This is a genomic window from Methanocella sp. (genome assembly GCF_035506375.1).
Taxonomy (GTDB): domain Archaea; phylum Halobacteriota; class Methanocellia; order Methanocellales; family Methanocellaceae; genus Methanocella.
In genome coordinates this window covers 1-24,558 of record NZ_DATJPM010000044.1, presented here as the reverse complement: position 1 = coordinate 24,558, position 24,558 = coordinate 1, and the positions used below count along the sequence as shown (strand labels likewise).

Below are 24,558 nucleotides of genomic sequence, written 5' to 3'. Positions count from 1 at the left end.
CGAAAGGACTCAGCGCTTCAATGTCTATGCCCAGCCCCGCCTGGGCCGGTTCAGGCTTCTGAGCGAATCCCAATAAACAACTTTGAAAAATCTGCTGCGTTGAATATTGATAGGTCATTGTTTAGCAAGTAGTCTTATTTTTATCGTTTGCGTAATAGCCAAATTTATCGATAGTTTCCGATTATCTTTTTCAATTTTTATGCTTTGTTGAATATGCCCTTTTAAGTCTCAGAGTGTACAGAGGCACTATTTTTCACCACAAAGGCACGAAGAGCACGGAGGCCCACAAAGTCTTTTTTATAATTAAGAGACAAAGGGCACAGAGCCGCTTTTTGAACTTCTAAGATACAGGATATGAAGGCGCAGGGGCAAAAAGTGCTCTTGCTCATTCCGCTGTGTCTTTGTATCCTTCGTGCCCTGATGTCAATGAACCGGCTTTGTGTCCTTTGTAACTTAATCTAAAAAGAAAACTTTGTGAGCCTCCGTGCCCATCGCGCCTTCGTGGTGAAAATAGTGCCCTCCGTGCTCTTAAAAAGCTTAAAATACGGGAGTAATTCAACACAGCATAAAAAATTAAACCTTCAGCGGGCGCTTATTGTTAATCATCCTTCGATACAAGCATATACCCGACACCTGCCAGCCCCACCATGGCCAGCAATACCTCGAAACCATCCGTCGACTGCGGCGTATTACTCGCCGCGGCCGGCGTGACCGTATAGATCTCATCTTCAGGCAAAGCCGTAGGCTTCGGGGGTATCGTGAGGCTGGGAAGAGCGCTCGGCTCCGGCGTAGCCGGCGTGGCGGCGCTGTCGACGATATTGATCGAGTGGCTTCTGATTATCTCGACATTTCCAGCCTTATCGATGGCATGATAGTACACCGCTATATTCCGGGCATTCTTCAGCGTGATGTTGCCCGTATACGGCATCCACGTCATGCCGTCCAGGCTGTACTGGATGTTATCGATCTCCGTGCCGCTCGGGTAATCGTGGGCCGTCAGGCTGATGGTTACCTCCTTTATGAAGTTGCCGTTAGAATCGTTAATGCCGATCAGCTTCAGCGTTGTGATGGGCGGCGTAGTGTCGACAAGAGCCGAGCTGTTCACGAGCATGGCGCCCATGTCGGCGGGCCTGACGTTAATGGCGCCCTCAGTCTCGCCGGTCGCGCTGTTCATTACCGTGATCCTGCCATCCGGCGCCGTGACAACGTACAGGACTTTGCCGTCTGAGCTTACGGCTATCATCGAAGCGTTCTTCGCGCTCAGGCTGACCCTTATCGTCTTATCGCTTATCTGCATGATGCTAATATTCCTGCTGCCGGCATTCCCCACGTAGGCATACCAACCGTCGGGCGATATGGCGACGCACGTGGGCCCGGTACCTGTATTCACCGAGTACATGGCCGTATTCGTGGTCATATTAATGGCCGAGACGTTATTGCTATCGGAGTTGGCGACGAAGAGTAAGCTGCCGTCAGGCGTCACGGCCAGGCCGTTCGTCGGATACTTACCCACCGGAATCGTCGCGATGACGCCCTTTCCTCTGATGACCGATATCGTGCCGTCGTTTGTATTCGTAACGTATATGTCGCCGCTGACGGGGTTCGCACGGACGCAGTATGGCGCTCCGCCCACGCTGATCGTCGCGGTCACCTTGCCGCTGCTCGTGTTGATGAGGGAGACCGTGTTATCCTCGTTATTGGCGACGTACACCGAGCCGCCGTCCGGCGTTACGGCAATGCCGTAGGGCATCCTGCCCACCGGTATCGTGTCTATGATTTGATAGGTGGTCGCGTTGATGACAGCGACGCTGTCGCTGCCGCTGTTCGTGACATAAATTTTGTTATAGTCTGGGCTGATAGCTATGCCCATGGGCAGGTCAAGGCCGTAGATCGTAGCGACGACGCTATTATCGTTCATGTTAATGATGCTCGCCGTGTTGTCCAACATGTTCGCGGTATAGACTATGGGAGTTGTATCGTCGGCGAAAACAGTGGTGCAGAAGGTAAATGCGATAATTATCAAAGAAAACATGAAGATTAAGCCTTTATGGAAGTCGTGTAATGCCATTATGAATACCCGCCACCAATACGATAAGTGGTCGAGAAGAATATATCTTATGTCACAATCCGTTAATCATATTTTGCGATGCACATACAGCCCGTGGGTTTTTCAACACGAAAGCACGAAAGACTATTTTATCCCACGTAAGGGCACTAAAATCTCTAAGGCCCATGCCTGGCGTTTAAAACACGAAACAACCTCTCCAATGGCACTAAAGCGCTAAAGGATTGAAACACGAGAACGGCATGACTTTAATAGTTATGCTTTCCCTCGTGTTTCATTCTACTAGGGATGTTCGAGCTTTAGAGAGGTTGTTTCGTGTTTTAACGCTAAAGCATGTACCTTAGGGAGGTTCGTGCCCTTACGTGGGGTATAAAATAATTCGTGATTTCGTGTTGAAAAAACCGAACAAATCAGCGAGCATCGAGAAACAGATACAAAAATATTTTTGTACTAACCTATTCAATGCCAGACCAGGATTCAGGCTATGAATTTCATGTATTAATAATGCATAATATCATCTATGTACCAGTAGACGTGCTTTTGGATGTGGCGCGGCTACAGGACGATAACCTCCATAGCGAGCAGGACGGCGTCGAACGGGAGCTATTGGCACACATAAACACCAGATTGCCCCTGGGCGGATTAAGAGAGGCCATGAGCCAGTTAAAGATAAATGATGGGGGTCATCATTACGGCAGACCTGGACGATAAGTTTGATACTCTACCGGTATTGCCTGCATGGAAATGGCTGTCGGAGAGCCCGCGCAAACCATCTCTCCATTAATAATCTATTTATTTGTATATAATAAAAAATCTATTATGTTCTCCTTCGACGTCATAGTCATCGGCTCAGGCGCGGGCTACATCGTCGTCAAGAATCTTCTCAACGAAGGCAAGCACGTCGCCCTCGTGGACAAAGGCCCCCTCGGCGGCACCTGCCTCAACAACGGCTGCGTCCCCTCGAAGATCCTCATCACGCCCGCCGACATCATACGCGGCTTCGAGGACGCGAAGTCCATCGGCGTCGAAGGAAAAGTGATAAAAGTCGACTTCCCCTTAATCCTCGGCCGCTTTCGGGCCCTACAGGAAGAAGAGCATAAGGGCATGATGGATGAGATAAAAGCTTCAAAAAACCTTACTTATTATCCGGTCACAGGCGAGTTCGTCGGCGATTACACGCTAAAAGTCGGCGAGGAGACGATCACCGCCCCAAAGATAGTCATAGCCACAGGCGGCCGGCCGGCAGTCCCTCCAATACCGGGCTTGAAAGAAACAGGCTACATCGATAACGTCACCTTACTCGACCTTAAAAAGCTCCCGGAAAGCCTTGCCATCGTCGGCGCGGGCTACATCGGCTGCGAGTATGGCCACTTCTTCTCCGCCATGGGCACGAAAGTCACCCTCATCGGCCGGCCCCCGGTCGTCCTGGATAACGAGGACCCGGAGATCAGCGCGGCTGCCACCGGGGCTCTCGCACGATACATGGAAGTCCTCGTCGGGCACGAAGTCACTCGCCTCGAGAAGAGCGGGAATAAAAAGGCCGTCATCGCCCGAAGCATGAAAGACGGCAAAGAGGTCCGCGTCGAGGCAGAGGAGGTCATGCTCGCCGGAGGCCGCCGCTCGAACGCCGACCTGCTCAAGCCCGAAAAGACGGACATCGCCACGGATAAAAAGGGCTTCATCGTCGTCGACAAGTACCTGGAAACGAACAAGCCGGGCATCTACGCCCTCGGTGACGCCATCGGCCGCTACATGTTCCGGCACACGGCCAACTACGAGGCCGAGGTCGTATCGTCCAATCTGGTCAGCCTCGTAAAGACGGCCGCCGACTTCCACGCTGTGCCCAATGCCGTTTTCACCCACCCGCAAATCGCCCACGTAGGCATGAAAGAGGCCGAAGCGCTGGCCGCAGGAAAGAACATATTGATAGGGCGGTCCCGATACATGAGCTCGGCTAAAGGATATGCCCTCGACGCGCAGGACAGCTTCGTCAAGGTCATCGTCGAAGAGTCCGGAAAGATCCTGGGATGCTCCGTCTTCGGGGAGTTCGCGCCCGAGCTGATCCAGCAGGTCGTCTGGCTCATGAACACTGATAAGCAGGATTATATGCCCATGGTCCGGGGGCAGATAATCCACCCCGCTATCAGCGAAGTGCTCGGGAATGCGTTCGCGAATTTAGAGAAGCCCGGCCACAGCGAGCACCAATAGATTTAAGCTCCCCCTGTCTTAGGCTATTTTCCATTAACCGCTGGTCCCTCCGGTTGAATCGGGCGTTCAAGCCATGCCCGGAGTATTAGGAAGTTCGGGATTTGATGGTGTTTAGGGATTTCAGTAGTTCAGTGATTATTCCTTATTCGTTTTTTTATCTTTGCAACTTACCCTCGTAAATATCCTGTTCCTTGTTTGGCTTCCTGGCAGTATAGATATTCTTATTTACATCTTTTTCTTCCGGCATCCCGACACACGGGAAATATCATTGAAACACCATAAAAAGCCTATCGCAGGCATAATGCGGCCATGATACCATAGCAACCTCCTGGTCTTTAATCCGCTAAAAAATAACCTAAATTAAATTATTATCAATCTTATTTATAGTATTTAATATAATCATACGCATAATAATATACCCATTAGAAACAGAACTATAGAACGCTTACGGTTTGGCATATAAGTACGAGTGGATTAAACGTTATTATCTCAAGCCTCTGCCCGCCGGCCGTACGCTATACACTTATCGACAAGGTTGGATTATTATGTGCGGCATCGTAGGATACGTTGGTAACGGCAATACACGGGATATGCTCATCGATTCTCTCAGCATGCTCGAATATCGCGGCTATGATTCCGCCGGGCTGGCGCTGGCCTGCCCCGACGACATGAAGGTCATCAAGACCACCGAGATGATATCGAAGCTCAAGGAGATCGTGCCCTCGTCCATTTATGCCTGTGCCGGCATCGGCCACACGCGCTGGGCGACCCACGGGAAGCCATCCGACGCGAACGCCCACCCGCACCAGGACTGTACCCACCGCATCGCCGTAGCGCACAACGGCATCATCGAAAATTATCAGGAGTTAAAAGAGAGACTCATCCAAAACGGCCACCTGTTCGTATCGGAGACGGACACCGAAGTCATCGCCCACCTCATCGAGGAGTACTATAAGGGCGACACGCTGACCGCCATACTGGAGACCGTGCGCCAGCTCGCAGGCTCTTTTGCCCTGTTGATCGTGAACGAGGACGAGCCCGATAAGCTCTTTGCCGTAAAGAAGGATAGTCCGCTCGTCCTGGGCATCGGCGAAGGCCAGTACTTCGTCGCCTCCGATGCCACGGCCTTCGCGAAATATACGAAAAAGGTCCTCTACCTGAAGGACGGCGACGCCGCCGTCATCACCAAAGCCGGAGTCTACGTCTGCGACTTCAACGGCATCCGTGTCGTGCGCCCGATACAGACGCTCGAGTGGAACACGGAGGAATCGGGCGTCTGCGGGTACGCCCACTATATGCTCAAGGAGATCCACGAGCAGCCGAAATCCCTGAATGATGCTATGATCGCGCGCATAGACGCGCTGAAGGGCACCATTGACCTCTCCGAGCTTAACCTCACCACGGATCAGATCGCCAGGTTCCGGCGGGTCATCGTCGTGGCATGCGGCACGTCCTACCATGCCGGCCTGCTCGGTAAATATGCCATCGAGCGGTTAACCGACCTGCCGGTGAGCGTCGAGATCGGCTCCGAGTTCCGGTACGCGTCCCGCCTCCTCACCCAGGACACGCTCATCATCGCAATATCGCAGTCCGGCGAGACCGCCGACACCATTGCCGCCGTGAAGGACGCCGTCCAGAAGGGCATCCACGTCATCGCGATCACAAATGTGTTTGGCAGCACCATCACCCGCGAGGCATCGAGCACGATCTACATGCATGCGGGGCCGGAGATCGGCGTCGCGGCGACGAAGACCTTCACCTCCCAGGTCATGGTCCTCTATATGCTGGCCCTCTATCTGAGCAAGCAGCGTGACAGCTTATCCCCTCAGGATTTGAAGCAGATGATCGTCTCGCTAAAGAGTGTCCCCCAGAAGGTCCAGCAGGTGCTGGAGCAGGAGTCGTACATAAACGAGATGTCCCGGCTCTTCGCGAGCTCCGGCTCGTTCTTCTTTATCGGGCGCAACATGAACTACCCGGTGGCCCTGGAGGGCTCGCTCAAGATCAAGGAGATCGCCTATGTGTTCTCGGAAGGGTTCGCGGCCGGCGAGCTCAAGCATGGGCCCATCGCGCTGATCACGACGCAGGTGCCCGTCGTCGCCATCGCGACCCGCTCGCCGACTTACGATAAGACCATCAGCAATATCAAGGAGATCATGGCCCGGGACGCCATGGTGGTCGCCATCGCCAGCGAGAGCGATAATAGCATCGACCAGCTCACAAAGCTCGTCATTAAGGTGCCCGATGCCTGTGAGTTCACCTCGCCCATTCTGTCGTCGGTCGTATTGCAGCTTCTCTCCTACTATACCGCCCTGTACCGCGGCTGTCCCATCGATAAGCCCCGTAACCTTGCGAAATCGGTTACCGTAGAATGATCAATTCACATAAAAAATAAGACGGAGGTGATCCTTGAAGAGTTTCACATTTTTATAGCGATTTCAATGATAGGGCAGTCTCGACTGCCCACTTTTTGTATTGTTGTGTTGTATTGCTCCTGTATTTTAAGTTTTATATTGGACGAAGGGCACTATTTTTTAAAAGCGCCTCTATGGTGAAAAATAGTGCCTTCATACACTCCGAGCACTTAAACGGCATATTAAAACAGCATTTTAGTGCATGATAAAAACGCATTTAATGTTAAAAAACCATATACTACAGAAGCTATGTCGGAGCAAAGAATACGTACCGCTCACATGGAGCTCATTCCGGGCACGCCCGAAATTCTCAAGGCCGAGATGGAAGGCAGCGAAGCCCTCGCCGCGGCCCTCGAGGCGAAGGTCATCGAGGGTTGGCCGCCCGAGATCTGGAAGGACGCGGTCGAAGAGTTCCTGATACGGCTCGAGAGGCATCCCGGCCTCACGGGCTGGCTCAACTGGTACTGGATACTCGTCGAGGACGATACGCGCACGCTCATCGGTTCGGGCGGCTTCACCGGCGCGCCCTTCAATGGCCAGCTCATGATCGGCTATTCGGTGCTGGACCGCTACCAGCATCAGGGGTATGGCACCGAGGCCGTCAACGCGTTAGTGAACTGGGCCTTCTCGAAGCCTGGCGTCCAGCTCATCGTCGCCGAGACCCACGCCGGTAACAAAGGCTCCATTAGGCTCCTGGAGAAGTGCGGCTTCGAGTACCGGGGCAAAGGGTTCGAGAACGGCACGATCCGGTATGCCATACCGAGAGAAAAGTGGCTTCTCGCGAAAAAATAGCCTATTCTTTGATGTATACGCCCTCGTTCATCGGGCCCATGTAGAATGGCTTTAACCTTTTAAAGGACAGCTCGTTCAGGCCGCTATTTCGCATGACGCTGCGCAGGTCTGCGCCCGTGATGCCGTGCCCGTTACGGCCACTCACTTCCGGGTCCCGGACGAACATCCTCCCGCCACTCTTCAGCTTCCCGGCCAGTGTATCGACGACCCTCTGCCTCTCGTCCTCGTCGACGTCGTGGATCACGAAGCTGGCGACCACCACATCATAGGAGCCATCGGCGATGGGCAGGTCCATGATCTTTCCCTGCTTAAGGTCCACGTTCGGGTATTTCATCAACTTTTTTCGTATCAGGCCGAGCCACGCTTTCGACAGGTCAACGATGGTCAGACGCCCGTCCGGCAAAGACTCCGCAAGATATCTGGACATCTTTCCCGAGCCCGGGCCGAACTCGAGCACGCTCTCGTCGCCTTTCAATTCCATATCTGCCACATATTTTTTATAAAAGGGCCCCTGGATGAACGTCATAAAAAATCTGGTCAGGGCAACTTCTGCCTGAGACGGCTCATGGAACGTCATACTTTCGCCAGATAGAAGCGCATGAGACAGATTATAGGTTACGGTGCACGACAACTACATAAATATAAAAGATAAAATAAAGATTATGGTCATTTCTCAACAGCATGGCCCCCAATGGGTCTTCGCCATGGAAGAAAAAAAGCTCAAGGAGAACGGCATGGGCGTCGCATACCCGAAAGGCCTGCCGGTGCTCCTCATTAAAAAGGAGGGGCGGATCTACGCTATCTCCAACAAGTGTGCCCACATGGCCTGTGCGCTGTCGGGAGGCACGCTCTTCGGCTTCATGCTCAAGTGCCCGTGCCACGACTGGCTCTACGATATCCGGACGGGCCAGTTCTTTAATGCCCCTGAGATCCGGCTGCCCGTCTATGAGTCCCGGATCGATGATGGCAGTATCTTTATCAACGTTGGAGGCCCGGATTAATGCCCAAAGTATCCATGTATACGCTCAGCACGTGCCCCTGGTGCCGTAAGACAAAGCAGTTCTTCAGGGACCGGAACATATCCTTCGACTTTATCGACTACGACTTAGCCGATAATGCCGAGCAGGACCGCATCGTCGCCGATATGCGGAAGCATACCAGTCACATCTCTTTCCCGTATGTGGTCATCGGTGATAAGGTCGTCCAGGGCTATAACCCCGAACAGTACGAGCAGATACTGAAGGAGTCGGGCCAATGACTGCCGATCTTGAGGCGAGGAAAAACGCTTTGAGGCATTTCTTCGCGCCCATCGTGGATAAGCTGGGCTATAAGTTCACCCCGGACAAGGATATGGAGGACTTTCTGCTCGAGCAGGAGGTCAAGCTCGAGGATAAGTGGGGGATCCCGTACTGTCCCTGCCAGGCCATTCTCCACAATCGCCAGGAGGACATGAAGATCGTTTGTCCATGTATACCCTTTCACAGGAAACATTTCGACGCCATGAAGCGCTGCTGGTGCGGCCTCTATGTCCATAAAGACGTCATCGATCCGAACAATTTAAAACAGATACCGTTGTCTGAGCTGGAGGCGGAAAAGTGATCGAGATCGCGAAAAAAGGCGACCTACTCCCTGGAGGCATGATGTACGTGAAGGCGGGGGATAAGGAGTTTTGCCTCTGTAACGTGAACGGCGAATACTATGTCGTCGACCGCCGGTGCGGCCATATGAACGCCCCCCTGAACATGGGCACGCTGGATGGCTACATCCTGACCTGCGGGATGCACAGCGTGTCGTTCGACGTGCGGACCGGAAAGGCCTTGAGCCCGATGGTGCCGCACTACCTGCCGCCCATACCGCAAAAGGGCGCGGTCGTCGATAACGTCGGCGGCTGGATCGAAGAATTAATAAAACACGTCTCGATCTGCGATGTGAAGACTTACAGGGCCATTGTCGACGGGGACAAGATCAAAGTCGACCTGTAGCGGGCTACTGCTTCAGCCCCGATCCCGTCAGCGGGAGCACGACCTTCCGCATGTTGTTGATGCCGCTCTTGAAGTGCCGCCTGGCGGCGGCCACGACCACGGCAGAGGTGTCTTCGACGTAGATGCCCATGTGCCCGAGCATCTCGCCGGCAGCCCGTATCTCGTCGTCCGAGATCGTCATGACGCTCCCGCCGCTTTCCCTAACGGCGGCGGCCATCTCGTCCAGGCGAGGCGGCTCCGCGATGGCGATGCCCTCCGCAATTGTCGGCTTCGGCTCCGCTGCCGGCAGGTCGTAGAATTTGCTGTACAGCGGGCAGCAGTTCTCGCTCTGCACGGCGATTAGCCGGGGGAGAAAACCTAGCTCCTTAAAGCCGATATAGGCGCCCAGGAGCAGGCTGCCGTTGCCCGCGGGCACGAATATGATATCCGGGAAGCCTATCTGAACGTAGATCTCGTAGGCCATGGACTTCGTGCCCTCGAAAAACAGCGGATTATATACGTGAGACGCGTAGTACGTTTTTTTCGCCGCTTCCTGCGCGGCCTTTGATGCATTCTCCCTCGGCCCGGGCACCTTTACGATGTCCGCGCCGTAGGCGGCGATCTGCTTAAGCTTCGCCTGCGGGGTCCCTTCGGGCACATATATGTGGCTCTTAATGCCCGCCGCAGAGCAATATGCGGCGATGGACGCGCCCGCATTGCCGGAAGAGTCCTCTACGACCTCTTCGATGCCCAGCTCTTTTAGCATGTTGGCGAGCACGACGGAGCCCCGGTCCTTGAAGGAGCCCGTGGGCATCATATGGTCCATCTTGAAATAGACGCGGGCGCCGTAGATCTCCTTCTTCAGCAGGGGCGTGGTCGCCTCTCCCAGCGATACGGGTAAGTCAACCTTCTCCTTCCCGATCTTTCTCAGCGTAAAGAGGCCGCCGCAGTCGCATTTATAGGCAAGGCCCTTCAGCGGGTACGACTTTCCGCATCGCTCGCAGGAAAAATGCATACTCCATCTTGCTACGGCATAGGGCTTAAAATTTGTTATAGACGAACGCCAGCCGCGTAAGTGGTCGGGAACTATGAGGAAATATATAGCGTTTCGGAGGAATATAACGCCTGTCTTACGAATAACGGGTTGCCCCGCAAGGATGTGAAAAAGTGTTCAAGAAGTTCTTATCCATATTCATCTCAAAATTCCCCGACCGGTTCGCCTGTCTCGTGATCATCATCAGCATTTTTAGCCTGGGCTCGTTCGCATACGATACCGTCGGCCTGCCCATCCAGACCGCCAGCGCCGAAAGCCTGAATACGGCCGACGGCGCGGTGCAGTCGGCGGTCGGCTGGGCCTATATGCAGAAGTGCTTCGGCGACCGCATCAAGCCCGACACCATCGTTACGGACGTGCAAAGCAGCGGGAATGACGTCTATAATATCAAGCTCAGTTTCGTATCGCTGGCATATAAGGTGGACCAGGGAACGGGCGGCCTGCATCACATACCGGTAAACCATTCCGTAGAAATGGTCGTCTCGCGGGGCAAGGTCGTCTCGGCGTACGAGAACTTCCACGACCTGATCAACGGCCAGGTCAGCGGCCCTATCGCCTGCATCAGCACCGACTGTTACTGATCTTTTATAGGGGCGTCATCGAGTGCATCGCTATTGCCGCGGGTAACCCCCGTGCAGTCTCCGCCGACCTCCACGTAATGCGGAATACTGTAGCTGTGCCGGCAGGGCACGACACAGCAACAGCAGCCCGAGACGATGAGCATGGCCATGATAAGAACGACCGCTAACGCCAGCTTAAGCTTCAACATGCATCCCCCATACACTTAAGAAAGGTCATTCACATAACAATTTGTCGTGAAAAAAGAGGCATAAAAATACTCCGTATGGAACCACTAGTCTTATAATACTGCACTTTCCTATAATTATTCACATAAAGGTTTAGGGGACCATGGATGCAGCCAGAATCAATACTCAGCCCGGAGTGGAAACGAGGTATCAACGGTAAGGTAACCGCCATCCATATGACGCCGGACGGATCGTTCGTCGCGGCGGGCTCCGGCGACCATGACGTATATCTCATGAGCTTTAGCGGCAAGCTCCTGTGGGCAAGCACCACGGGGGACGACGTGCAGTACGTGAAGGTGTCCGACGACGGGAGCTTCGTGGCTTCCTGCTCGAAGGACAACACCGTCTCATTCTTCGATAAGCGCGGCAACGAGCTATGGGCGAGCCGCATGAGCCGGCGCATCAACACGCTGGACATGGCGCCCGACGGCTCGCTCGTCGTGGCGGGCACCGAGGACGGCGTCCTGAAGGCCTTCAACGAGCAGGGCAGCGTGCTCTGGTCGCGGGAATTGCACAAGCCCGTGAACTCGGTCTCGATATCGGGCAGCGGCAGTCTCGTCATTGCCGGCGCCAACACGAATAAGGCGTACATGCTCACGCGGGACGGCAGCCTGCGCTGGGAGTTCCCGGCGGCCTCGCCGGTCGTATACGTCTATACGTCCATAGACGGCGAGATCAGCTACGCCCTGGAGTCCAATAACAACGAGTTCCACCAGATCAGCGACCGGGGCGGAGAGCTGTCGAGCAATACCTATTCGCAGCGGATCCTGGATATTTCGATCACGGACGACGGCCGCTACGTGGCCATCGCCTTTTCCAACGGCTTCATCTATTATACTGAAAAGAACGGGCACATGCTCTGGCGGCAGTCGGTGCCCGGACCCATCACCAGCGTGAAGATCTCGGCCGACGGCAGCCTCGTATTCGCCACGTCCGCCCAGAAGGCCGTCTACATTCTCAATAAAAAAGGCGCGGTCCTGCTGAACTACCACTTCGACGGCCCCGCAGAATGCTCCGGCAGCAGCGCGGAAGGCGACTACCTCGCCGTGGGCGCGCTCGACACGGTCTACATGTTCGCTCTGCCCAAGTACCTTGAATACGTGGTAAGGGAACAGGTCAAGGTCTCGAAATTAATAAAAGCCGACGAGGACCGTCGCTACCGGCCGGACGCCAGCCAGGCGGTCTACCCCGGGGCCCCGAATGGGGGCGCGAACACCTGCCGCAAGTGCGGCGCTCCGATCCTGCCGGGCCGCGAGCTTTGTAACTATTGCGAGATAATGCAGCGCCGTAACGGCTCGCGGTGAAGGTATTCCCATGGCCGGGCAGCTGGAGTTGCCTCGGGATCTTCTTATAGGAGGCCTCGAGGTGCCCCGGATTTTTTATCCTGTTTTAAAGCTTCCCGCGCCCCTCGCGGGCATGTCTTACCCGGGCCTGCATACGCCCTGGGGGAGCCTGTATGGCATCGGATTCCGTAATGTGGTATGCCTCTGTAGCGAGCACGTGGATTATGATCCTGCTCCTCTGCGCATGCTCCGCATGGTCGAGATGGAAGACCTGCACCACGGCAATGATCCGCTATACCCGGCGGTGAATGAGAAGCTCGTCCGCGAGGCCGTCGTTCTCATAAACGAGCGCCTGAATAAATGCGAAGGCGTCGTCGTCCACTGCGTCGGCGGCACCGGCCGCACGGGCACTATCATCGGGTGCGTGCTCCGGTCCAGGGGGTATCCTGCCGATGAGATCATCGCTTACCTGGACGATGTCAATAAAATGCGAGGGCGGCGTGGCTGGCCCGAAGCCCCATGGCAGGCCAGTATAGTCCGCCGTTTTTAATCATCGAATGTCTTCTGGCGCCCGCTTTTTTTATTGATCTCGTGCCGCGGCCGAAATAGCTTTTCGAACTCCTGCATCCGGATGACCATGCCATTGCTGCGGTAAAAAACAGAGTTGATGAACCACGTCCTCATGAAGTCATAGAGCATGCGGTCGTCCACGTCCCCGAGGCCGCTTTCCCGGAGGACGGCGTTACTCAGGGGTGGCGTGCGGGCCACGTACTCGCTTTCCTTTAGCTTCGTGAACCCCTCGCCGTCTTCCTGGTAGACGCCCACATACGAAGGAAGCCATTTTGGCACTTTCTGCTCGCTGCCTAAAACAAGCCATATATAGTCGGCGAACATGGCATAGTGCGGCAGCTGCTCTAAAAACCGGTTGACGTTGTCGTGGTCGCTCTTGAACTCGAACAGGTGCAGGCCCTGCTTGAGGCCGTACCCGGCCAGGAATCCCGATTCCCAATTCATCCGCTCTTCCAGATATTCGCAGCACTTGCCGTTATCCTCCGCCTGGCAGGCGATGATGCGGCGGACGACGTCCTTGCTGCCGATGAGCATGTTGAAGTCTTTTTCGGAGAGCAGGATGTCCTTTTCCTTATCGTGGAAGCCCTGCAGTAAACATTGATCGTCATAGACAGGCTCAAAGTTCCTTAAAAAAGTCCGCTTTCGCTCGGAGCAGGTGCCGTCGAGCTGGTAGCGGTTGCAGGACCGGACCGCGCTGAGCTTATGGCTCTCGCCCAGGCCCTCGATGACCGAGTCCTCCGGCACATACGCCGCAATGTCGAACATGCCGAAGCGGGCCTCCTCCAGCACGTAGGGTGTCTCCTGCAGGAGAACATTCGAAAATCTTCTTTTTAGGACGTCTTCGACGGTCATTATACCTTGTTTTTGAGGTATTCGTCAATAGCCTTTGCGGCTTCCTTAGCCTGTCCCATGGCGCTGATGACCGTAGCCGCTCCCGACACGATGTCACCGCCGGCGAACACGCCCTCCCGGGACGTCTTAAAGGTATAGGGCTCTACTTCGATGACGCCGTGCTTGCCGGTCTTCAGACCGGGCGTGGTCTTTACGATGAGAGGGTTGGGCGACGTGCCGATGGCGATGATGACCGTGTCCACGTCCAGCGTCGTTTCCGAGCCTTCCCTGCACACCGGAGAGCGGCGGCCGCTCGCGTCCGGCTCGCCCAGCTCCATGCATATCAGCTCGATCGCCCTGACGTTCCGCTGGTTGTCGCCCATGACCTTTGTCGGGTTCATTAAAAGCTTAAATTCGATGCCCTCTTCCCTGGCGTGTTCTAATTCCTCGCGCCGGGCGGGCATCTCATCCTCGCCCCGGCGATATATTAAATAGACGTGCTCGGCGCCCATGCGCTTTGCCGTGCGGGCGGCGTCCATTGCGACGTTACCCCCGCCCACAACGGCCACGCTCCGGCCGCGCTGGATCGGCGTGTCGTACTCCGGGAACAGGAACGCCTTCATGAGGTTGACCCGCGTTAAAAATTCATTGGCTGAATAGACGCCGTTCAGGTTCTCGCCGGGAATGTGCATGAACGTCGGGAGGCCTGCGCCGCTTCCGACGAACACGGCCTCATACCCCCGGGCAAAGATCTCGTCGATGGTGATAGTCTTGCCGATGATACTGTTCAGGCGTATCTCGACGCCCAGGCTTCGGACATAATCGACCTCTTTTTTCACGATCTCCTTAGGCAGACGGAATTCCGGGATGCCGTATGTGAGCACGCCGCCGGGCTTATGCAGCGCCTCAAAGATCGTAACGCCGTAGCCCATGCGGGCGAGGTCCGCGGCGGCCGTCAGCCCCGCCGGGCCCGAGCCGATGACAGCCACTTTCCGGCCGTTGGGCTTGATGTCGGCCTTAGCGGCAGCCTTCTCATTATCGGCGATGAAGCGCTCAAGCCGCCCGATGGCGAGCGGGCTCCACTTCATACCCAGGATACATTTCTTCTCGCACTGGGACTCCTGGGGGCAGACTCGCCCGCATATGGCCGGTAGATTGTTCGACTCCTTCAGCGTCCTCGCGGCCTCCTCGAACCTGCCCTCCGCGGTCTCGCGGACGAACTTCGGGATGTCGATGCCCACGGGGCAGCCCTCTTTACACATCGGGGCGTCGCACTGGAGACAGCGCTTCGCCTCTTTCATGGCCTCCTCTCCCGTATATCCAAGGGCGACCTCGGCGAAGTTTTTCGCCCTGGCGGCAGGCGCCTGCTCCTGCATGGGCGTGCGCCGGCGGCGGTCTATGTTTGTTGGCGGGAGCTTAGGCATTGGGGCACCCCCTCGATCTCGTGAGTATATCTTTCAAGTGCCAGTTTTTCCTGACCCGTATACATCCTTAGCCGGGCCATCAGCTCGTCGAAGTCGACCTGGTGGCCGTCGAACTCGGGCCCGTCCACGCAGGCGAACTTTACTTTACCCCCTACAGTGACCCGGCACGAGCCGCACATGCCCGTTCCGTCTACCATGATGGGGTTCAAGCTAACAATAGTTTTAATTCCATGGGCCCTGGTCGCCTCGGCCGTGACCTTCATCATGATGGCAGAGCCGATGATGATGACGCGGTCGAGCTTCACACCGGCATTAATAAGGTCCATGAGCGGGTGGACCGCGAAGCCCTTCCGACCGCGGGAGCCGTCATCCGTGACGATGTGCAGCTCGTCGCTGACCTCCTTCATGCGGTCTTCCCAGAATAAGAGTGAGGCGTTCCTCGCGCCGATGATCGAGATCACTTTGTTGCCCTTAGCCTTCAACTCCCGGGCGATGGGGTAAATTGGCGCGATACCCAGGCCGCCGCCGATGCATACGACGGTGCCATTCTCGATGATCTCCCCCGGGTTCCCCAGCGGGCCGGCCAGGTCCAGTATCAGGTCGCCTTCATTCAGCTTAGAAAGCATGATGGTGGTCTTGCCTACGGACAGCGCTACCAGCGTGACGGTGCCCGTCTCTCGGTCAAAATCGGCGATGGTGAGCGGAATGCGCTCGCCTGCCTCGTCGATCCGGATGACGACGAACTGTCCCGGCTTTGCCCTACGGGCCACGTCCGGCGCCTCCACCTCGAATAATGTAGTACCAGAAGCAAGCTCTTTTTTCCTGACGATCCTGTGCAACGGCGTATCCTTCCTGCTAATAGAGTGTAAAATTTTGTTCTTGCATATTAAATTGTCCCTTGAAATAGTTTTGGAATTTTGTGGATTTTTATATCTGCGTTAAAGAATAAGCAGTTTTCCACCAGTTCCTTTGATTATTGTATAGTCGTCTACGTATCGAACTCCGGGCGGGGAGCGGCCCTCACTAACGCCTATTCAGACGTGTAGGCACCGCAGGGGTGGCTCATTCAGGTCTCCCCGAACCGGACCAATAGTATCAAGGCGGGCGATTCCCAGGCCTTTAACATCACCATCCAGACCGAGTCCTATATACCGTATATCGGCGCAGCGGTCCTGATCCTGGTCGCCGCGGGCCTGTTCTTCATATACCGGAAATATGGAAGGCGCTAGGCTACCACCGGCACTTTTTTTATCCTTTTTACGGGCACGAATAAGTATATTAGGGTTCAAGTAGCCACAACTACTGTTCGGAGGGGTCCTTTTTGGATGTCACGGCAGCACAGCAACCCCAGATCATCAGTAAGCCGCCCGCGAATTTTGCGGTAGCTCTGCACATGGACGGGCATGTGGATAAACTGGCGGATAAGACGCTCGAGGAATACCTGGCTTTTACGAAGGACGCAAGCGTTGTCTGGATCGATTATACGACGAAGGAAGTGGAGAGGGACCTGGATAAGATCGCGCTGACAATGGGCTTCACTCAGACGCCTATCCAGAAGATGCTGTCGGGATACGACTATTCCGCCTACGAGGACTCTGATACGGAATTGGGCATCATCCTGCCCATCGTAAAAGTGGATGGTTTCGAAATAGCCGTCCAGCGCCTCGTTATCCTCATACGGGGTAACTTCCTCCTGACCGTGCACAGCGAGAATGTCACAGCCCTGGTTAAATTCTCCCGCTACTCGCAGACGTTCCTGAAAAAGCTCAAGGCGGAGTCGCTCCCCGACAAGATTACGCTCATCCTCGAAAGGATCATCGACGAGAACAATGACCGGAATTTCGAGTATCTGCGTGAGATAGAGAAGCACGGCGACGAGATCAGCAAGCAGCTCACCGACGAGGATGTGAGTAAAAAGGTGCTCGCGCAGAACATCTACGGCATGAAGCACGTGCTGATAGGGTACCTAAACGTCCTGTGGGCCATCAAGGACGTTATCGATTCGCTACAGTACGGCGACGCGGACCTGGTCACGGACGACGAGAGGCTCCTGGCCCGGATAGGCATCCTGTCTACGAATATCGACCGGCACATCGAGCTCTCGGAGCAGATGTCGAACGTGCTGGCGTCAGGCCTCGAGGTCATGCAGAGCATTTACAACAACAAGCTGCAGTCCCTGAACAACCGTTTTGCGCTCGTCACGGCTTACCTGACGGTGCTCGGCACGGCAGCATTGGTTCCCAACACCCTGGCGACGATCGCCGGAACGAACGTCTTCAATAATTGGAGTGCCCAGCCCTGGTGGTTCATGCCGATGCTCATCATAGCTACGATACTCTCCACCGCCATATCGCTTATCTGGGTCATCAGCGTTTGGAGGAGAAAGGGGGACGATTATCTCTAATCGTCCTTTTATGTTCTTTTTAATTTATTGACCCAGCTTTTCCACTGGCACGATATCCATCGAGAGCTTATCGAGCCGGCGCAGGACCGTCAGCTTTGCCTTCTTGTTGATGAACTCCTCGGTCAGGAGCTTATGCAGGTCGTCGATCGACTTCACGGGATGCTCGTCCATGCCGACGATGACGTCGCCCGGTACGAGGCCGGCCCTTTCCGCGGGACTGCGGCGTTCGAGGCTGACCACCAGCACGCCCTGCTCCACGGGCAGGTGCTTGCCCTTCACGATCTCCGGCCGCAGGGCCACGTTCTGGCCGGATATGCCGATCCAGCTGCGGCGGATCTTTCCGTCGTGCATGAGGGCGGCGGCGACGAACCTGGCGATGCTCGACGGAATAGCGAAACAGATGCCCTGGGCTGGCAGGACGACGGCGCTATTGACGCCGATGATCTCTCCCCTCGAATTCACGAGCGGTCCGCCGGAGTTGCCGGGATTCAGGGCCGCGTCGGTCTGGATGACGTCGTCGATGAGCCTTCCGGAGCCGGTCCTGAGGGACCTCCCCAGCGCGCTCACGACGCCCGACGTCACAGTACAGTTAAAGCCGAACGGGTTGCCGATCGCGATGACTAGCTGTCCTACGCGAAGCGCCTCCGAGTCGCCCAGCTCCGCAAAAGCCAGGTCGTGGGCGTCTACCTTGATGACGGCCAGGTCCGTATCCGGGTCGTCTCCGATGACGCGCGCCGGGAAGTGCCGGCCGTCGTATAGCGTAACCTCGATCTTCGTGGCATCGTGGATGACGTGGCTGTTCGTCAGGATGAAGCCGTCCGGAGTAAAGATGAAGCCCGAGCCTCCGCCCTGGACTTCATCAGGGCCGTACATCATCGGGCGCTGTATCTTCTTGCTAACGTAGACGTTCACGACGGCCGGGCTGACCTTATCCACGACGCTGACGACCGCCCGGGAGTAGGCGTCCAGAAGCTCGTCGTCTTTCTCCTGCGCCCTGAACGGCGCCGCTCCAGCCACTTTGCTATCTGTATGAGATATGGGTTGAATTATCGTGTCTATCGTTTCCATGTTCTACCTTGCTTATTATGCTGGCACCTGCCATGGAACGCCATGCCATAGCGGGCACATTACAATGGGTTAATGTTGACAATATAAATACTTGCTGATTTGATATTAGTGCTTCACCACAAATGATAAAGTATATATCGCTAGTGTATATCATTTAAAAGCGAGATGATACTAACATGGCATTTGATTGGGGTATGGCCCTTCGTAAGGCCGTCGTATACGGCTCTCTGTTCATACTCTTCATTATCGCGATCGGCTTATTAGACTGGATGGGGGTCGACCCGGCCTTTATCGCGTTATTATCGGGCGGATTCCTGTTCATACAATATTTCTTTTCGGATAAGCTGGTGCTCTGGTCGACGGGCGCCCGTATCGTCGATGAGAACGAGGCCCCCAGGCTTCACCGTATAGTCGAGAACCTGGCCGCCGAGATGGGCATTCCCAAGCCGAGGGTCGCCATCGTCCAGAACGAAATGCCTAACGCCTTCGCCACGGGGCGCAACAAGAGCCACGCCGTTGTGGCCGTTACGACCGGCATCCTCAACCGCCTTAGCGAGAAGGAGATGGAGAGCGTCCTGGCTCACGAGCTCACCCATATCAAGAACAGGGACATGTTCGTCGTCACCTTCGCCAGCTTCGTCGTGTCGGTGGTGAGCTATGTAATATACTTCGTCTTTTCGATGCTTTTCTCCAGAAATGATAATAACTATGGCTCTAGCATGCTAGGGTGGATAATCTCGAGCATCTTCTCGAATACTATCGGCCTGATCATTGTCAACACCGTCTCCAGATACAGGGAGTACGGCGCAGACCGGGGCTCCGCGCTGACAACGAAGAATCCTGACGCTCTCATTAGCGCCTTACGGAAGATCTCGGGCGGCGAATACCGCAGGGAGGACGCCATGGGCCTGGAGTCCGCGAGGGCGCTGTGCATATCTCCGACCACCAGTGCCGTGATGGAGCTGTTCTCCACTCACCCGCCCATCGAGAAGCGTATCGCCGAGCTTGAAAAGATCAAGGCCGAGCTGTACGGCTATTAAAAAGGTACGAGGGCTTAAGGCCGCTTAAGGCCCGCATTCTTATTTTTTTCGGCTTTTTCTAGTAGAGTCAAAGACTTGATCCACTCGCCCTTCGGCTCTCTCGACGTGCCGATGACAAGCACCCTGCCGTCCGGGTACTCCTCCATCCGCCCGCAGGCCTCGATGGTCTCTCCGGCCAGCGCCTGCCCGGCATAGGTATGCGTAAACGATAAAACTGCCTTGATTTCCGGGTGCTTAACCTGATAGATGGCCGGGCTGTCGAAGGCGAACTCAGCATCGGTAACTCTGGCCGTAATTGTTTTTATCCCCAGGCTATGCCCGATGGGCACCCGCGGCCCAATCTGGTCCCAGGACCGGACGAACAGCAGGTCCGTCAGGGCGCCGTCCAGAAGGCAGCGATTGCCTTTTCGCCGCTCGTGTAAATAGAACTCCTCGAAGCTAAGCTCGGGCTTCCTCTTCTTGTATATCTTTTCCCAGCCCGCCTCGTCTATCGCGTCGATCTTTCGCGCGGCAGTGGCCCGCTGAAGGGCGTCCCGGGCCTTATACCATTCTGTACCATAAACGACAAAGTCGACGTCCGACGTCTCGGCCCCAAGGCCGACGAGCTTCGAGCCCGTGATTCCCATCGACTCGAACTCCACTCCCTTTAATGCTTCGACCATCTTTTTCGCCCTGCGGTCCGTGTCGAGAATTCGGACGAGGCCGTCATGGGGCTGGTAATGCTTCATGACGTCGCCGAAGGGCACGACCATGACGCCGTCGATGTATTCGGGCCGGTTCTCCCTGATGAACGCGTAGGCCTCGTCGAAGCCCATTTTTTTATAGCGGATCCCATCACGGACGCGCTCTCCGTCCGGGCCGGGAACGTAGCGCAACAGGCAGCGGGCGCCACCCCCGCAATAATAATCTACCACGGAGAAGATCCAGTGCTCCTTCGTCTCGACAAAATCCCTCAACCTTACCATCATTCTAAAGCCTCAAGTGATGATCATGTACCCATCGTGCTCGACGATGACCGTGGCCTCTGCCTGGGCAACGGGCGCGCCGTCGGCTTCTACCATCATGGGGAAAGCCTTGACGCAGGCGGAACTCAGCAGGCCCGGCAGGCCTCCGGGCTTTGGCAGCCAGCGTTCTGCGAACGGGAAGGTGCCATAGTGCTCATGTATAAATCCTAGCAACTCCTTTTCCTCTGGCCCATGGGCATATATCTCGCCATTTCTAAATAGCTGATATATATTTCCTCCGCCGATTCTGGATATTATACCGCTGCCTTTCGTGAGGAACGGCTCGATGGCGAGCACGTCGCCCTCTCTTATTTTTAAGTCCGAGCCATCGTCATACGGGGGGATGGTCAGGCCTCCATGCAGGCAGTTCCAGCCGAGGCTGTGGCCAAGCAAGTCCTTCAGGACGTGAAAGCCCCGAGAAGCCGCTTCATCATGAATGGCCCCGCCCACCCGGCTGACAGGTACTCCCGGCCTTATACGGGCGATTCCCGCAAAAAGCGCCTCCTTCGCTGCGATGATCAGCGCTTCCTGCTCACGCGTCCCTATCTCGACGGTAAACGCGGCATCGGCAACGTACCCGTGGACGCAGGCCCCAAAGTCAACCTTGACTAGATCCCCCCTTCTTAAAGAGCGCTCATCATCCCTCGAAGGCGTATAATGGGACGCTGTCTCGTTAATGGCAATCGTGCAGGGGAAAGCAGGCCGGCCTCCAGACCCGGTTATCTCCTCTTCAACGAGCGTGGCGATGTCGAGCAGCATTGCGCCTTCTTTAATAGACGGCGTGATCGATCGCCTCACATTTTTTACGATATCGCCAGCCTCTTCATAGCTTCGCAGGGCCTCGATATCTAAGAAAATATGCATTATTAATCCTCAGTGGCGCACCCGCACCCGTACATATAGCGCCGCACATCCTCGTACATGATGCCCTTTCGCACGATGGTAAACTCGTGCAGGTCCACGACCGTCGACGGGGCGCCATATTTACAGGGCCCGCCGTCGAGCACGTAATCCACGGGTATCGTTACCTCTTCGGCCCGGACCGGGTCCTTTTCCCCGTGCAGGTTGGCACTGGTAGACACGATCGGCCCCGTCTGGCCTATGAGGTCCAGCGCCATCTTATTGTCCGGCCACCGTATGCCCACGTACTTCGAGCGGGCTGTCAGGATGTCGGGTAAAGCCCTATTCTTTTTAAGAATTACCGTGACGGGGCCTGGTAAAAACTTAAGGATAAAATCCTCGCACTCCACCTTTGCCACGCTCCTGAGCATCTCCATGCTCGATACGGCGATGGAAAGCGGCTGGCTCAACGGCCGGCTCTTAATGCGGTAGACCTTCTCCAGGGCGCCCACGTCCGTCGCCAGGGCACCGACACCGTAGACGGTCTCCGTGGGATAAGCAATTACTCCCCCGTTCTTTACAATACCGGCTGCATGGCCGATATCATTCCCGACAAGCATGATATGGTATCGGCGGGCAAACATAAAAAATGTTACACAATAGATACGTTTATTACCAAAGATTGCCAAACAATGTCTTACTCTTACGAGTAAGGGGTAAAAATGGAATCTTTTGCTGTAATTCGGGCCGATGACCCGGTAAAACTAAACACAGCGATCTCAGACCTGCAGAGGCATGGGGGGTTGACGTTCGCAGTGAGTCCCAGGGAGCTGACTCCGAACGCCGCGGATAAGATACTGGTCGATGTCATGAAGGTGCCGCTGAAAAAGCAGTGTAAGTCGGCGGCGCTCGTGGCATTAAGCGACGATGCCGGTGTCGCCATCGACGTTTTAGGCAGGATACATCCCCCGGCGCACGTGATCATCGTAAGCTCCAGGCACGAAATTTACCCTCGCATTAACGATTGCATTAAGAAGCTGCCCGAGCTAAAGGATTACGTCACTCCGGTCATTCAGCGAAAAGTCTAAAACGGCCATTATTGTAACTTTTTATGGCCATAGCGTAAGCTTTTGGCTTATATTTCTGTGTCGAATGCCCTTATTTACGTTACTCTCTAATCCTTATAAGAGGTTTAAGTCCGCGAAGAGCATACAAGTCAGCGAAGAGCGGACTTACTTAACCGGCTTCGCAGGCTTAAAACGGGTCACAAGGACGGATAGCATCTATTGTTCAACAGAGCAGTTTTTAAAAATAGAATTGAGGTGCCGCCCATTCAGGCGAACACCGTCATGTTCATCTCAGTCAGGTTCTTGTTGCGCTCGCCGAGCACCTTTTGCATGGCCTGCGTGAAGTCCTCGTTCGTCACGACGTCACGGCTGGCCCGGATAGCGTACATGCCGGCTTCCATGACGATCGCCGACAGGTCGGCGCCGCTGGTGTCGTCGGTCATCTGGCCGATCTTCTTTAGGTTCACGTCGCCCGCGAGGTTCATCTTCCGGGCGTGGATCTTGAGGATCTCAGTCCTCGCATCGGCGTTGGGCATCGGCACCTTGATGATGCGGTCGAACCGGCCCGGCCTCAGGAGCGCGGGGTCCAGGATGTCCGGACGGTTCGTGGCCGCCAGAATGCGCACGTTGCCTCTCGGGTCGAAGCCGTCCATCTCGGCCAGCAGCTGCACCAGGGTACGCTGTACTTCACGGTCGCCCGAGGTAATGCTGTCGAGGCGCTTCGCGCCTATTGAGTCGATCTCGTCTATGAAAATGATCGATGGCGACTTTTCCTTGGCCAGCTCGAAAAGCTCGCGCACCATGCGGGCTCCCTCGCCGATGTACTTTTGCACGAGCTCGGAGCCGATGATACGGATAAACGAGGCCTTTGTGCTGTGGGCCACGGCCTTCGCGAGCAGCGTCTTCCCCGTTCCAGGCGGGCCATAGAGTAGCACGCCCTTGGGCGGCGAGATGCCGACCTTCTCGAACAGCTCCGGCTTCAGCAGTGGCAGCTCCACCGTCTCCCGGATCTCGTTGATCTGGTCTTCCAGGCCTCCGATATTCTGGTAGTCGATGTCCGGCGCCTCGAGGACCTCCATGCCCAGGACCATCGGGTCCTTCACTGGCGGGAGCACCTCGATGACCGCGAGCGACTGCTGGTTTAGCGCCACCTTCGCTCCCGGGTAAATATCCTTCGAGTTAATGAATTGAGAAGAGTTGACGACGAATTTCGGCCCGCTGGACGATTTGATGACCAGCTTATTGTTCGCCATCACGTCTATAACAGTCCCGACCAGCAGCGGCGGGGTCTTAAGCCGGTCGAGCTCGGCAGTGAGCTTTCGGTTCTCCCGCTCGTACTGGACCTTCTTGTTCTCGACGGATTTCTTCTCCAGCTCTATTTTCCGGTATTCCTCCTTTAATCGGACGTTCCGCTCCTCGAGCTGTCGTACCCTGTCCAGGAGGTACTTGGAAAAATCGCTTACTGGCACGTCTTCCTGAATATCTATGCCCGATCCGTCAGCCATATGAATCAATTAGAAAGTTATTTTTTCTGGTATATATGCTTATCTTACCGGATTATCGGAAAATTTATCCGTCAAACATGCCTGTAATACATGGATACATATGCAATGTGAAATATGCGGAGCAGAGATTTCCGGGAAATCGCACCATATAATCATCGATAGAGCGGAGATGAACGTTTGCGACCGCTGTAAAGGCTTCGGTAAGGAAGTAGAACGGCGTGGGCC

The 24,558-nt window shown here is 55.3% G+C and carries 26 protein-coding genes; 14 read left to right on the top strand and 12 right to left on the bottom strand.

Annotated features, from left to right (window positions below; genetic code table 11):
* Window positions 1-598: 598 nt before the first annotated feature.
* Window positions 599-2,023, bottom strand: a complete 1,425-nt coding sequence (locus VMC84_RS05985) for a YncE family protein (protein WP_325379069.1) — start codon at window positions 2,021-2,023, stop codon at window positions 599-601.
* Window positions 2,024-2,527: 504 nt separating this feature from the next.
* On the opposite strand from VMC84_RS05985, the gene VMC84_RS05980 reads away from it, so the two are divergent.
* The 4 genes from VMC84_RS05980 (at window position 2,528) to VMC84_RS05965 (ending at window position 7,476) form a co-directional block, all read left to right on the top strand.
* Entirely contained in the window at window positions 2,528-2,776 is a 249-nt protein-coding gene (locus tag VMC84_RS05980) for a hypothetical protein (RefSeq protein ID WP_325379068.1), read from the top strand.
* Window positions 2,777-2,884: 108 nt separating this feature from the next.
* On the top strand, window positions 2,885-4,273 hold the full coding sequence (locus tag VMC84_RS05975) for a dihydrolipoyl dehydrogenase (RefSeq protein WP_325379067.1): 1,389 nt from the start codon (window positions 2,885-2,887) through the stop codon (window positions 4,271-4,273).
* 545 nt (window positions 4,274-4,818) lie between these two features.
* On the top strand, window positions 4,819-6,645 hold the full coding sequence (gene glmS, locus VMC84_RS05970) for a glutamine--fructose-6-phosphate transaminase (isomerizing) (RefSeq protein WP_325379066.1): 1,827 nt from the start codon (window positions 4,819-4,821) through the stop codon (window positions 6,643-6,645).
* A gap of 288 nt (window positions 6,646-6,933) precedes the next feature.
* Window positions 6,934-7,476, top strand: coding sequence for a GNAT family N-acetyltransferase (locus VMC84_RS05965; RefSeq protein ID WP_325379065.1), 543 nt, complete (start codon window positions 6,934-6,936; stop codon window positions 7,474-7,476).
* A gap of 1 nt (window position 7,477) precedes the next feature.
* On the opposite strand, the gene VMC84_RS05960 is transcribed toward VMC84_RS05965, so the two are convergent.
* Complete coding sequence (locus VMC84_RS05960) at window positions 7,478-8,002, bottom strand: class I SAM-dependent methyltransferase (protein WP_325379070.1); 525 nt, start codon at window positions 8,000-8,002, stop codon at window positions 7,478-7,480.
* Window positions 8,003-8,138: 136 nt separating this feature from the next.
* Here VMC84_RS05960 and VMC84_RS05955 point away from each other — a divergent pair, with 136 nt between their 5' ends.
* Genes VMC84_RS05955 through VMC84_RS05940 form a run of 4 tightly spaced genes read left to right on the top strand, consistent with a single transcriptional unit; the run spans window position 8,139 to window position 9,458 of the window.
* Complete coding sequence (locus VMC84_RS05955; protein WP_325379064.1) at window positions 8,139-8,477, top strand: Rieske (2Fe-2S) protein; 339 nt, start codon at window positions 8,139-8,141, stop codon at window positions 8,475-8,477.
* The gene (locus tag VMC84_RS05950) at window positions 8,477-8,734 is read left to right on the top strand and encodes a glutaredoxin family protein (protein ID WP_325379063.1); all 258 of its coding nucleotides are present in this window, start codon (window positions 8,477-8,479) and stop codon (window positions 8,732-8,734) included. The genes VMC84_RS05955 and VMC84_RS05950 overlap by 1 nt, the downstream gene beginning before the upstream one ends.
* Complete coding sequence (locus VMC84_RS05945; RefSeq protein WP_325379062.1) at window positions 8,731-9,075, top strand: ferredoxin-thioredoxin reductase catalytic domain-containing protein; 345 nt, start codon at window positions 8,731-8,733, stop codon at window positions 9,073-9,075. Before VMC84_RS05950 ends, VMC84_RS05945 begins: the two co-directional genes overlap by 4 nt.
* Window positions 9,072-9,458: a Rieske (2Fe-2S) protein gene (locus VMC84_RS05940; RefSeq protein ID WP_325379061.1), complete on the top strand. Its 387-nt coding sequence runs from the start codon at window positions 9,072-9,074 to the stop codon at window positions 9,456-9,458. Before VMC84_RS05945 ends, VMC84_RS05940 begins: the two co-directional genes overlap by 4 nt.
* A gap of 4 nt (window positions 9,459-9,462) precedes the next feature.
* Here VMC84_RS05940 and VMC84_RS05935 read toward each other — a convergent pair whose 3' ends face one another.
* Window positions 9,463-10,452 carry a threonine synthase gene (locus VMC84_RS05935; RefSeq protein WP_325379060.1) on the bottom strand — a complete coding sequence of 330 codons (990 nt, stop codon included), beginning with the start codon at window positions 10,450-10,452 and terminating at the stop codon, window positions 9,463-9,465.
* Window positions 10,453-10,604: 152 nt separating this feature from the next.
* Here VMC84_RS05935 and VMC84_RS05930 point away from each other — a divergent pair, with 152 nt between their 5' ends.
* Window positions 10,605-11,072, top strand: a complete 468-nt coding sequence (locus tag VMC84_RS05930; protein WP_325379059.1) for a hypothetical protein — start codon at window positions 10,605-10,607, stop codon at window positions 11,070-11,072.
* On the opposite strand, the gene VMC84_RS05925 is transcribed toward VMC84_RS05930, so the two are convergent.
* On the bottom strand, window positions 11,066-11,260 hold the full coding sequence (locus VMC84_RS05925; protein WP_325379058.1) for a hypothetical protein: 195 nt from the start codon (window positions 11,258-11,260) through the stop codon (window positions 11,066-11,068). The genes VMC84_RS05930 and VMC84_RS05925 overlap by 7 nt on opposite strands.
* Before the next feature lie 144 nt (window positions 11,261-11,404).
* Here VMC84_RS05925 and VMC84_RS05920 point away from each other — a divergent pair, with 144 nt between their 5' ends.
* Both VMC84_RS05920 and VMC84_RS05915 read left to right on the top strand, forming a co-directional pair.
* On the top strand, window positions 11,405-12,601 hold the full coding sequence (locus VMC84_RS05920) for a WD40 repeat domain-containing protein (protein ID WP_325379057.1): 1,197 nt from the start codon (window positions 11,405-11,407) through the stop codon (window positions 12,599-12,601).
* A gap of 10 nt (window positions 12,602-12,611) precedes the next feature.
* Window positions 12,612-13,130: a hypothetical protein gene (locus VMC84_RS05915; RefSeq protein WP_325379056.1), complete on the top strand. Its 519-nt coding sequence runs from the start codon at window positions 12,612-12,614 to the stop codon at window positions 13,128-13,130.
* Here VMC84_RS05915 and VMC84_RS05910 read toward each other — a convergent pair.
* From VMC84_RS05910 to VMC84_RS05900, 3 genes are read right to left on the bottom strand one after another with little or no spacing between them, the layout of a single operon-like run.
* Window positions 13,127-14,002, bottom strand: coding sequence for a hypothetical protein (locus VMC84_RS05910; protein WP_325379055.1), 876 nt, complete (start codon window positions 14,000-14,002; stop codon window positions 13,127-13,129). The two genes, VMC84_RS05915 and VMC84_RS05910, sit on opposite strands and share 4 nt — an antisense overlap.
* On the bottom strand, window positions 14,002-15,405 hold the full coding sequence (gltA, locus tag VMC84_RS05905; protein WP_325379054.1) for an NADPH-dependent glutamate synthase: 1,404 nt from the start codon (window positions 15,403-15,405) through the stop codon (window positions 14,002-14,004). The genes VMC84_RS05910 and gltA overlap by 1 nt, the downstream gene beginning before the upstream one ends.
* Window positions 15,378-16,244 (bottom strand): sulfide/dihydroorotate dehydrogenase-like FAD/NAD-binding protein, encoded by an 867-nt coding sequence (locus VMC84_RS05900; protein ID WP_325379053.1) that lies wholly within the window; start codon window positions 16,242-16,244, stop codon window positions 15,378-15,380. The genes gltA and VMC84_RS05900 overlap by 28 nt, the downstream gene beginning before the upstream one ends.
* A 482-nt stretch (window positions 16,245-16,726) precedes the next feature.
* Here VMC84_RS05900 and VMC84_RS05895 point away from each other — a divergent pair, with 482 nt between their 5' ends.
* The gene (locus tag VMC84_RS05895) at window positions 16,727-17,809 is read left to right on the top strand and encodes a CorA family divalent cation transporter (protein WP_325379052.1); all 1,083 of its coding nucleotides are present in this window, start codon (window positions 16,727-16,729) and stop codon (window positions 17,807-17,809) included.
* 24 nt (window positions 17,810-17,833) lie between these two features.
* Here the strand turns inward: VMC84_RS05895 and VMC84_RS05890 are convergent, their stop codons facing one another.
* Window positions 17,834-18,826 (bottom strand): S1C family serine protease, encoded by a 993-nt coding sequence (locus VMC84_RS05890; RefSeq protein ID WP_325379051.1) that lies wholly within the window; start codon window positions 18,824-18,826, stop codon window positions 17,834-17,836.
* 227 nt (window positions 18,827-19,053) lie between these two features.
* Here VMC84_RS05890 and VMC84_RS05885 point away from each other — a divergent pair, with 227 nt between their 5' ends.
* The gene (locus tag VMC84_RS05885) at window positions 19,054-19,917 is read left to right on the top strand and encodes a M48 family metalloprotease (RefSeq protein WP_325379050.1); all 864 of its coding nucleotides are present in this window, start codon (window positions 19,054-19,056) and stop codon (window positions 19,915-19,917) included.
* A 14-nt stretch (window positions 19,918-19,931) separates the two neighbouring features.
* Here VMC84_RS05885 and VMC84_RS05880 read toward each other — a convergent pair whose 3' ends face one another.
* Genes VMC84_RS05880 through VMC84_RS05870 form a run of 3 tightly spaced genes read right to left on the bottom strand, consistent with a single transcriptional unit; the run spans window position 19,932 to window position 22,381 of the window.
* The gene (locus tag VMC84_RS05880) at window positions 19,932-20,885 is read right to left on the bottom strand and encodes a DNA polymerase subunit beta (protein WP_325379049.1); all 954 of its coding nucleotides are present in this window, start codon (window positions 20,883-20,885) and stop codon (window positions 19,932-19,934) included.
* 9 nt (window positions 20,886-20,894) lie between these two features.
* Window positions 20,895-21,785, bottom strand: a complete 891-nt coding sequence (gene map / locus VMC84_RS05875; protein ID WP_325379048.1) for a type II methionyl aminopeptidase — start codon at window positions 21,783-21,785, stop codon at window positions 20,895-20,897.
* Window positions 21,786-21,787: 2 nt separating this feature from the next.
* Window positions 21,788-22,381 carry an L-threonylcarbamoyladenylate synthase gene (locus VMC84_RS05870; protein ID WP_325379047.1) on the bottom strand — a complete coding sequence of 198 codons (594 nt, stop codon included), beginning with the start codon at window positions 22,379-22,381 and terminating at the stop codon, window positions 21,788-21,790.
* A 102-nt stretch (window positions 22,382-22,483) separates the two neighbouring features.
* Here VMC84_RS05870 and VMC84_RS05865 point away from each other — a divergent pair, with 102 nt between their 5' ends.
* Entirely contained in the window at window positions 22,484-22,849 is a 366-nt protein-coding gene (locus tag VMC84_RS05865) for a DUF356 domain-containing protein (RefSeq protein WP_325379046.1), read from the top strand.
* A 245-nt stretch (window positions 22,850-23,094) separates the two neighbouring features.
* Here VMC84_RS05865 and VMC84_RS05860 read toward each other — a convergent pair whose 3' ends face one another.
* On the bottom strand, window positions 23,095-24,333 hold the full coding sequence (locus VMC84_RS05860) for a proteasome-activating nucleotidase (RefSeq protein WP_325379045.1): 1,239 nt from the start codon (window positions 24,331-24,333) through the stop codon (window positions 23,095-23,097).
* Window positions 24,334-24,558: the final 225 nt, after the last annotated feature.

What these genes read in the sequence shown, in the direction of transcription:
- VMC84_RS05980 (WP_325379068.1), top strand. Translation starts at nt 2,528, where the DNA reads ATGCCAGACCAGGATTCAGGCTATGAATTTCATGTATTAATAATGCAT.
- VMC84_RS05975 (WP_325379067.1), top strand. Translation starts at nt 2,885, where the DNA reads ATGTTCTCCTTCGACGTCATAGTCATCGGCTCAGGCGCGGGCTACATC.
- glmS (WP_325379066.1), top strand. Translation starts at nt 4,819, where the DNA reads ATGTGCGGCATCGTAGGATACGTTGGTAACGGCAATACACGGGATATG.
- VMC84_RS05965 (WP_325379065.1), top strand. Translation starts at nt 6,934, where the DNA reads ATGTCGGAGCAAAGAATACGTACCGCTCACATGGAGCTCATTCCGGGC.
- VMC84_RS05960 (WP_325379070.1), bottom strand. Translation starts at nt 8,002, where the DNA reads ATGACGTTCATCCAGGGGCCCTTTTATAAAAAATATGTGGCAGATATG.
- VMC84_RS05955 (WP_325379064.1), top strand. Translation starts at nt 8,139, where the DNA reads ATGGTCATTTCTCAACAGCATGGCCCCCAATGGGTCTTCGCCATGGAA.
- VMC84_RS05950 (WP_325379063.1), top strand. Translation starts at nt 8,477, where the DNA reads ATGCCCAAAGTATCCATGTATACGCTCAGCACGTGCCCCTGGTGCCGT.
- VMC84_RS05945 (WP_325379062.1), top strand. Translation starts at nt 8,731, where the DNA reads ATGACTGCCGATCTTGAGGCGAGGAAAAACGCTTTGAGGCATTTCTTC.
- VMC84_RS05935 (WP_325379060.1), bottom strand. Translation starts at nt 10,452, where the DNA reads ATGCATTTTTCCTGCGAGCGATGCGGAAAGTCGTACCCGCTGAAGGGC.
- VMC84_RS05925 (WP_325379058.1), bottom strand. Translation starts at nt 11,260, where the DNA reads ATGTTGAAGCTTAAGCTGGCGTTAGCGGTCGTTCTTATCATGGCCATG.
- VMC84_RS05920 (WP_325379057.1), top strand. Translation starts at nt 11,405, where the DNA reads ATGCAGCCAGAATCAATACTCAGCCCGGAGTGGAAACGAGGTATCAAC.
- VMC84_RS05915 (WP_325379056.1), top strand. Translation starts at nt 12,612, where the DNA reads ATGGCCGGGCAGCTGGAGTTGCCTCGGGATCTTCTTATAGGAGGCCTC.
- VMC84_RS05910 (WP_325379055.1), bottom strand. Translation starts at nt 14,002, where the DNA reads ATGACCGTCGAAGACGTCCTAAAAAGAAGATTTTCGAATGTTCTCCTG.
- gltA (WP_325379054.1), bottom strand. Translation starts at nt 15,405, where the DNA reads ATGCCTAAGCTCCCGCCAACAAACATAGACCGCCGCCGGCGCACGCCC.
- VMC84_RS05885 (WP_325379050.1), top strand. Translation starts at nt 19,054, where the DNA reads ATGGCATTTGATTGGGGTATGGCCCTTCGTAAGGCCGTCGTATACGGC.
- VMC84_RS05880 (WP_325379049.1), bottom strand. Translation starts at nt 20,885, where the DNA reads ATGATGGTAAGGTTGAGGGATTTTGTCGAGACGAAGGAGCACTGGATC.
- map (WP_325379048.1), bottom strand. Translation starts at nt 21,785, where the DNA reads ATGCATATTTTCTTAGATATCGAGGCCCTGCGAAGCTATGAAGAGGCT.
- VMC84_RS05870 (WP_325379047.1), bottom strand. Translation starts at nt 22,381, where the DNA reads ATGCTTGTCGGGAATGATATCGGCCATGCAGCCGGTATTGTAAAGAAC.
- VMC84_RS05865 (WP_325379046.1), top strand. Translation starts at nt 22,484, where the DNA reads ATGGAATCTTTTGCTGTAATTCGGGCCGATGACCCGGTAAAACTAAAC.
- VMC84_RS05860 (WP_325379045.1), bottom strand. Translation starts at nt 24,333, where the DNA reads ATGGCTGACGGATCGGGCATAGATATTCAGGAAGACGTGCCAGTAAGC.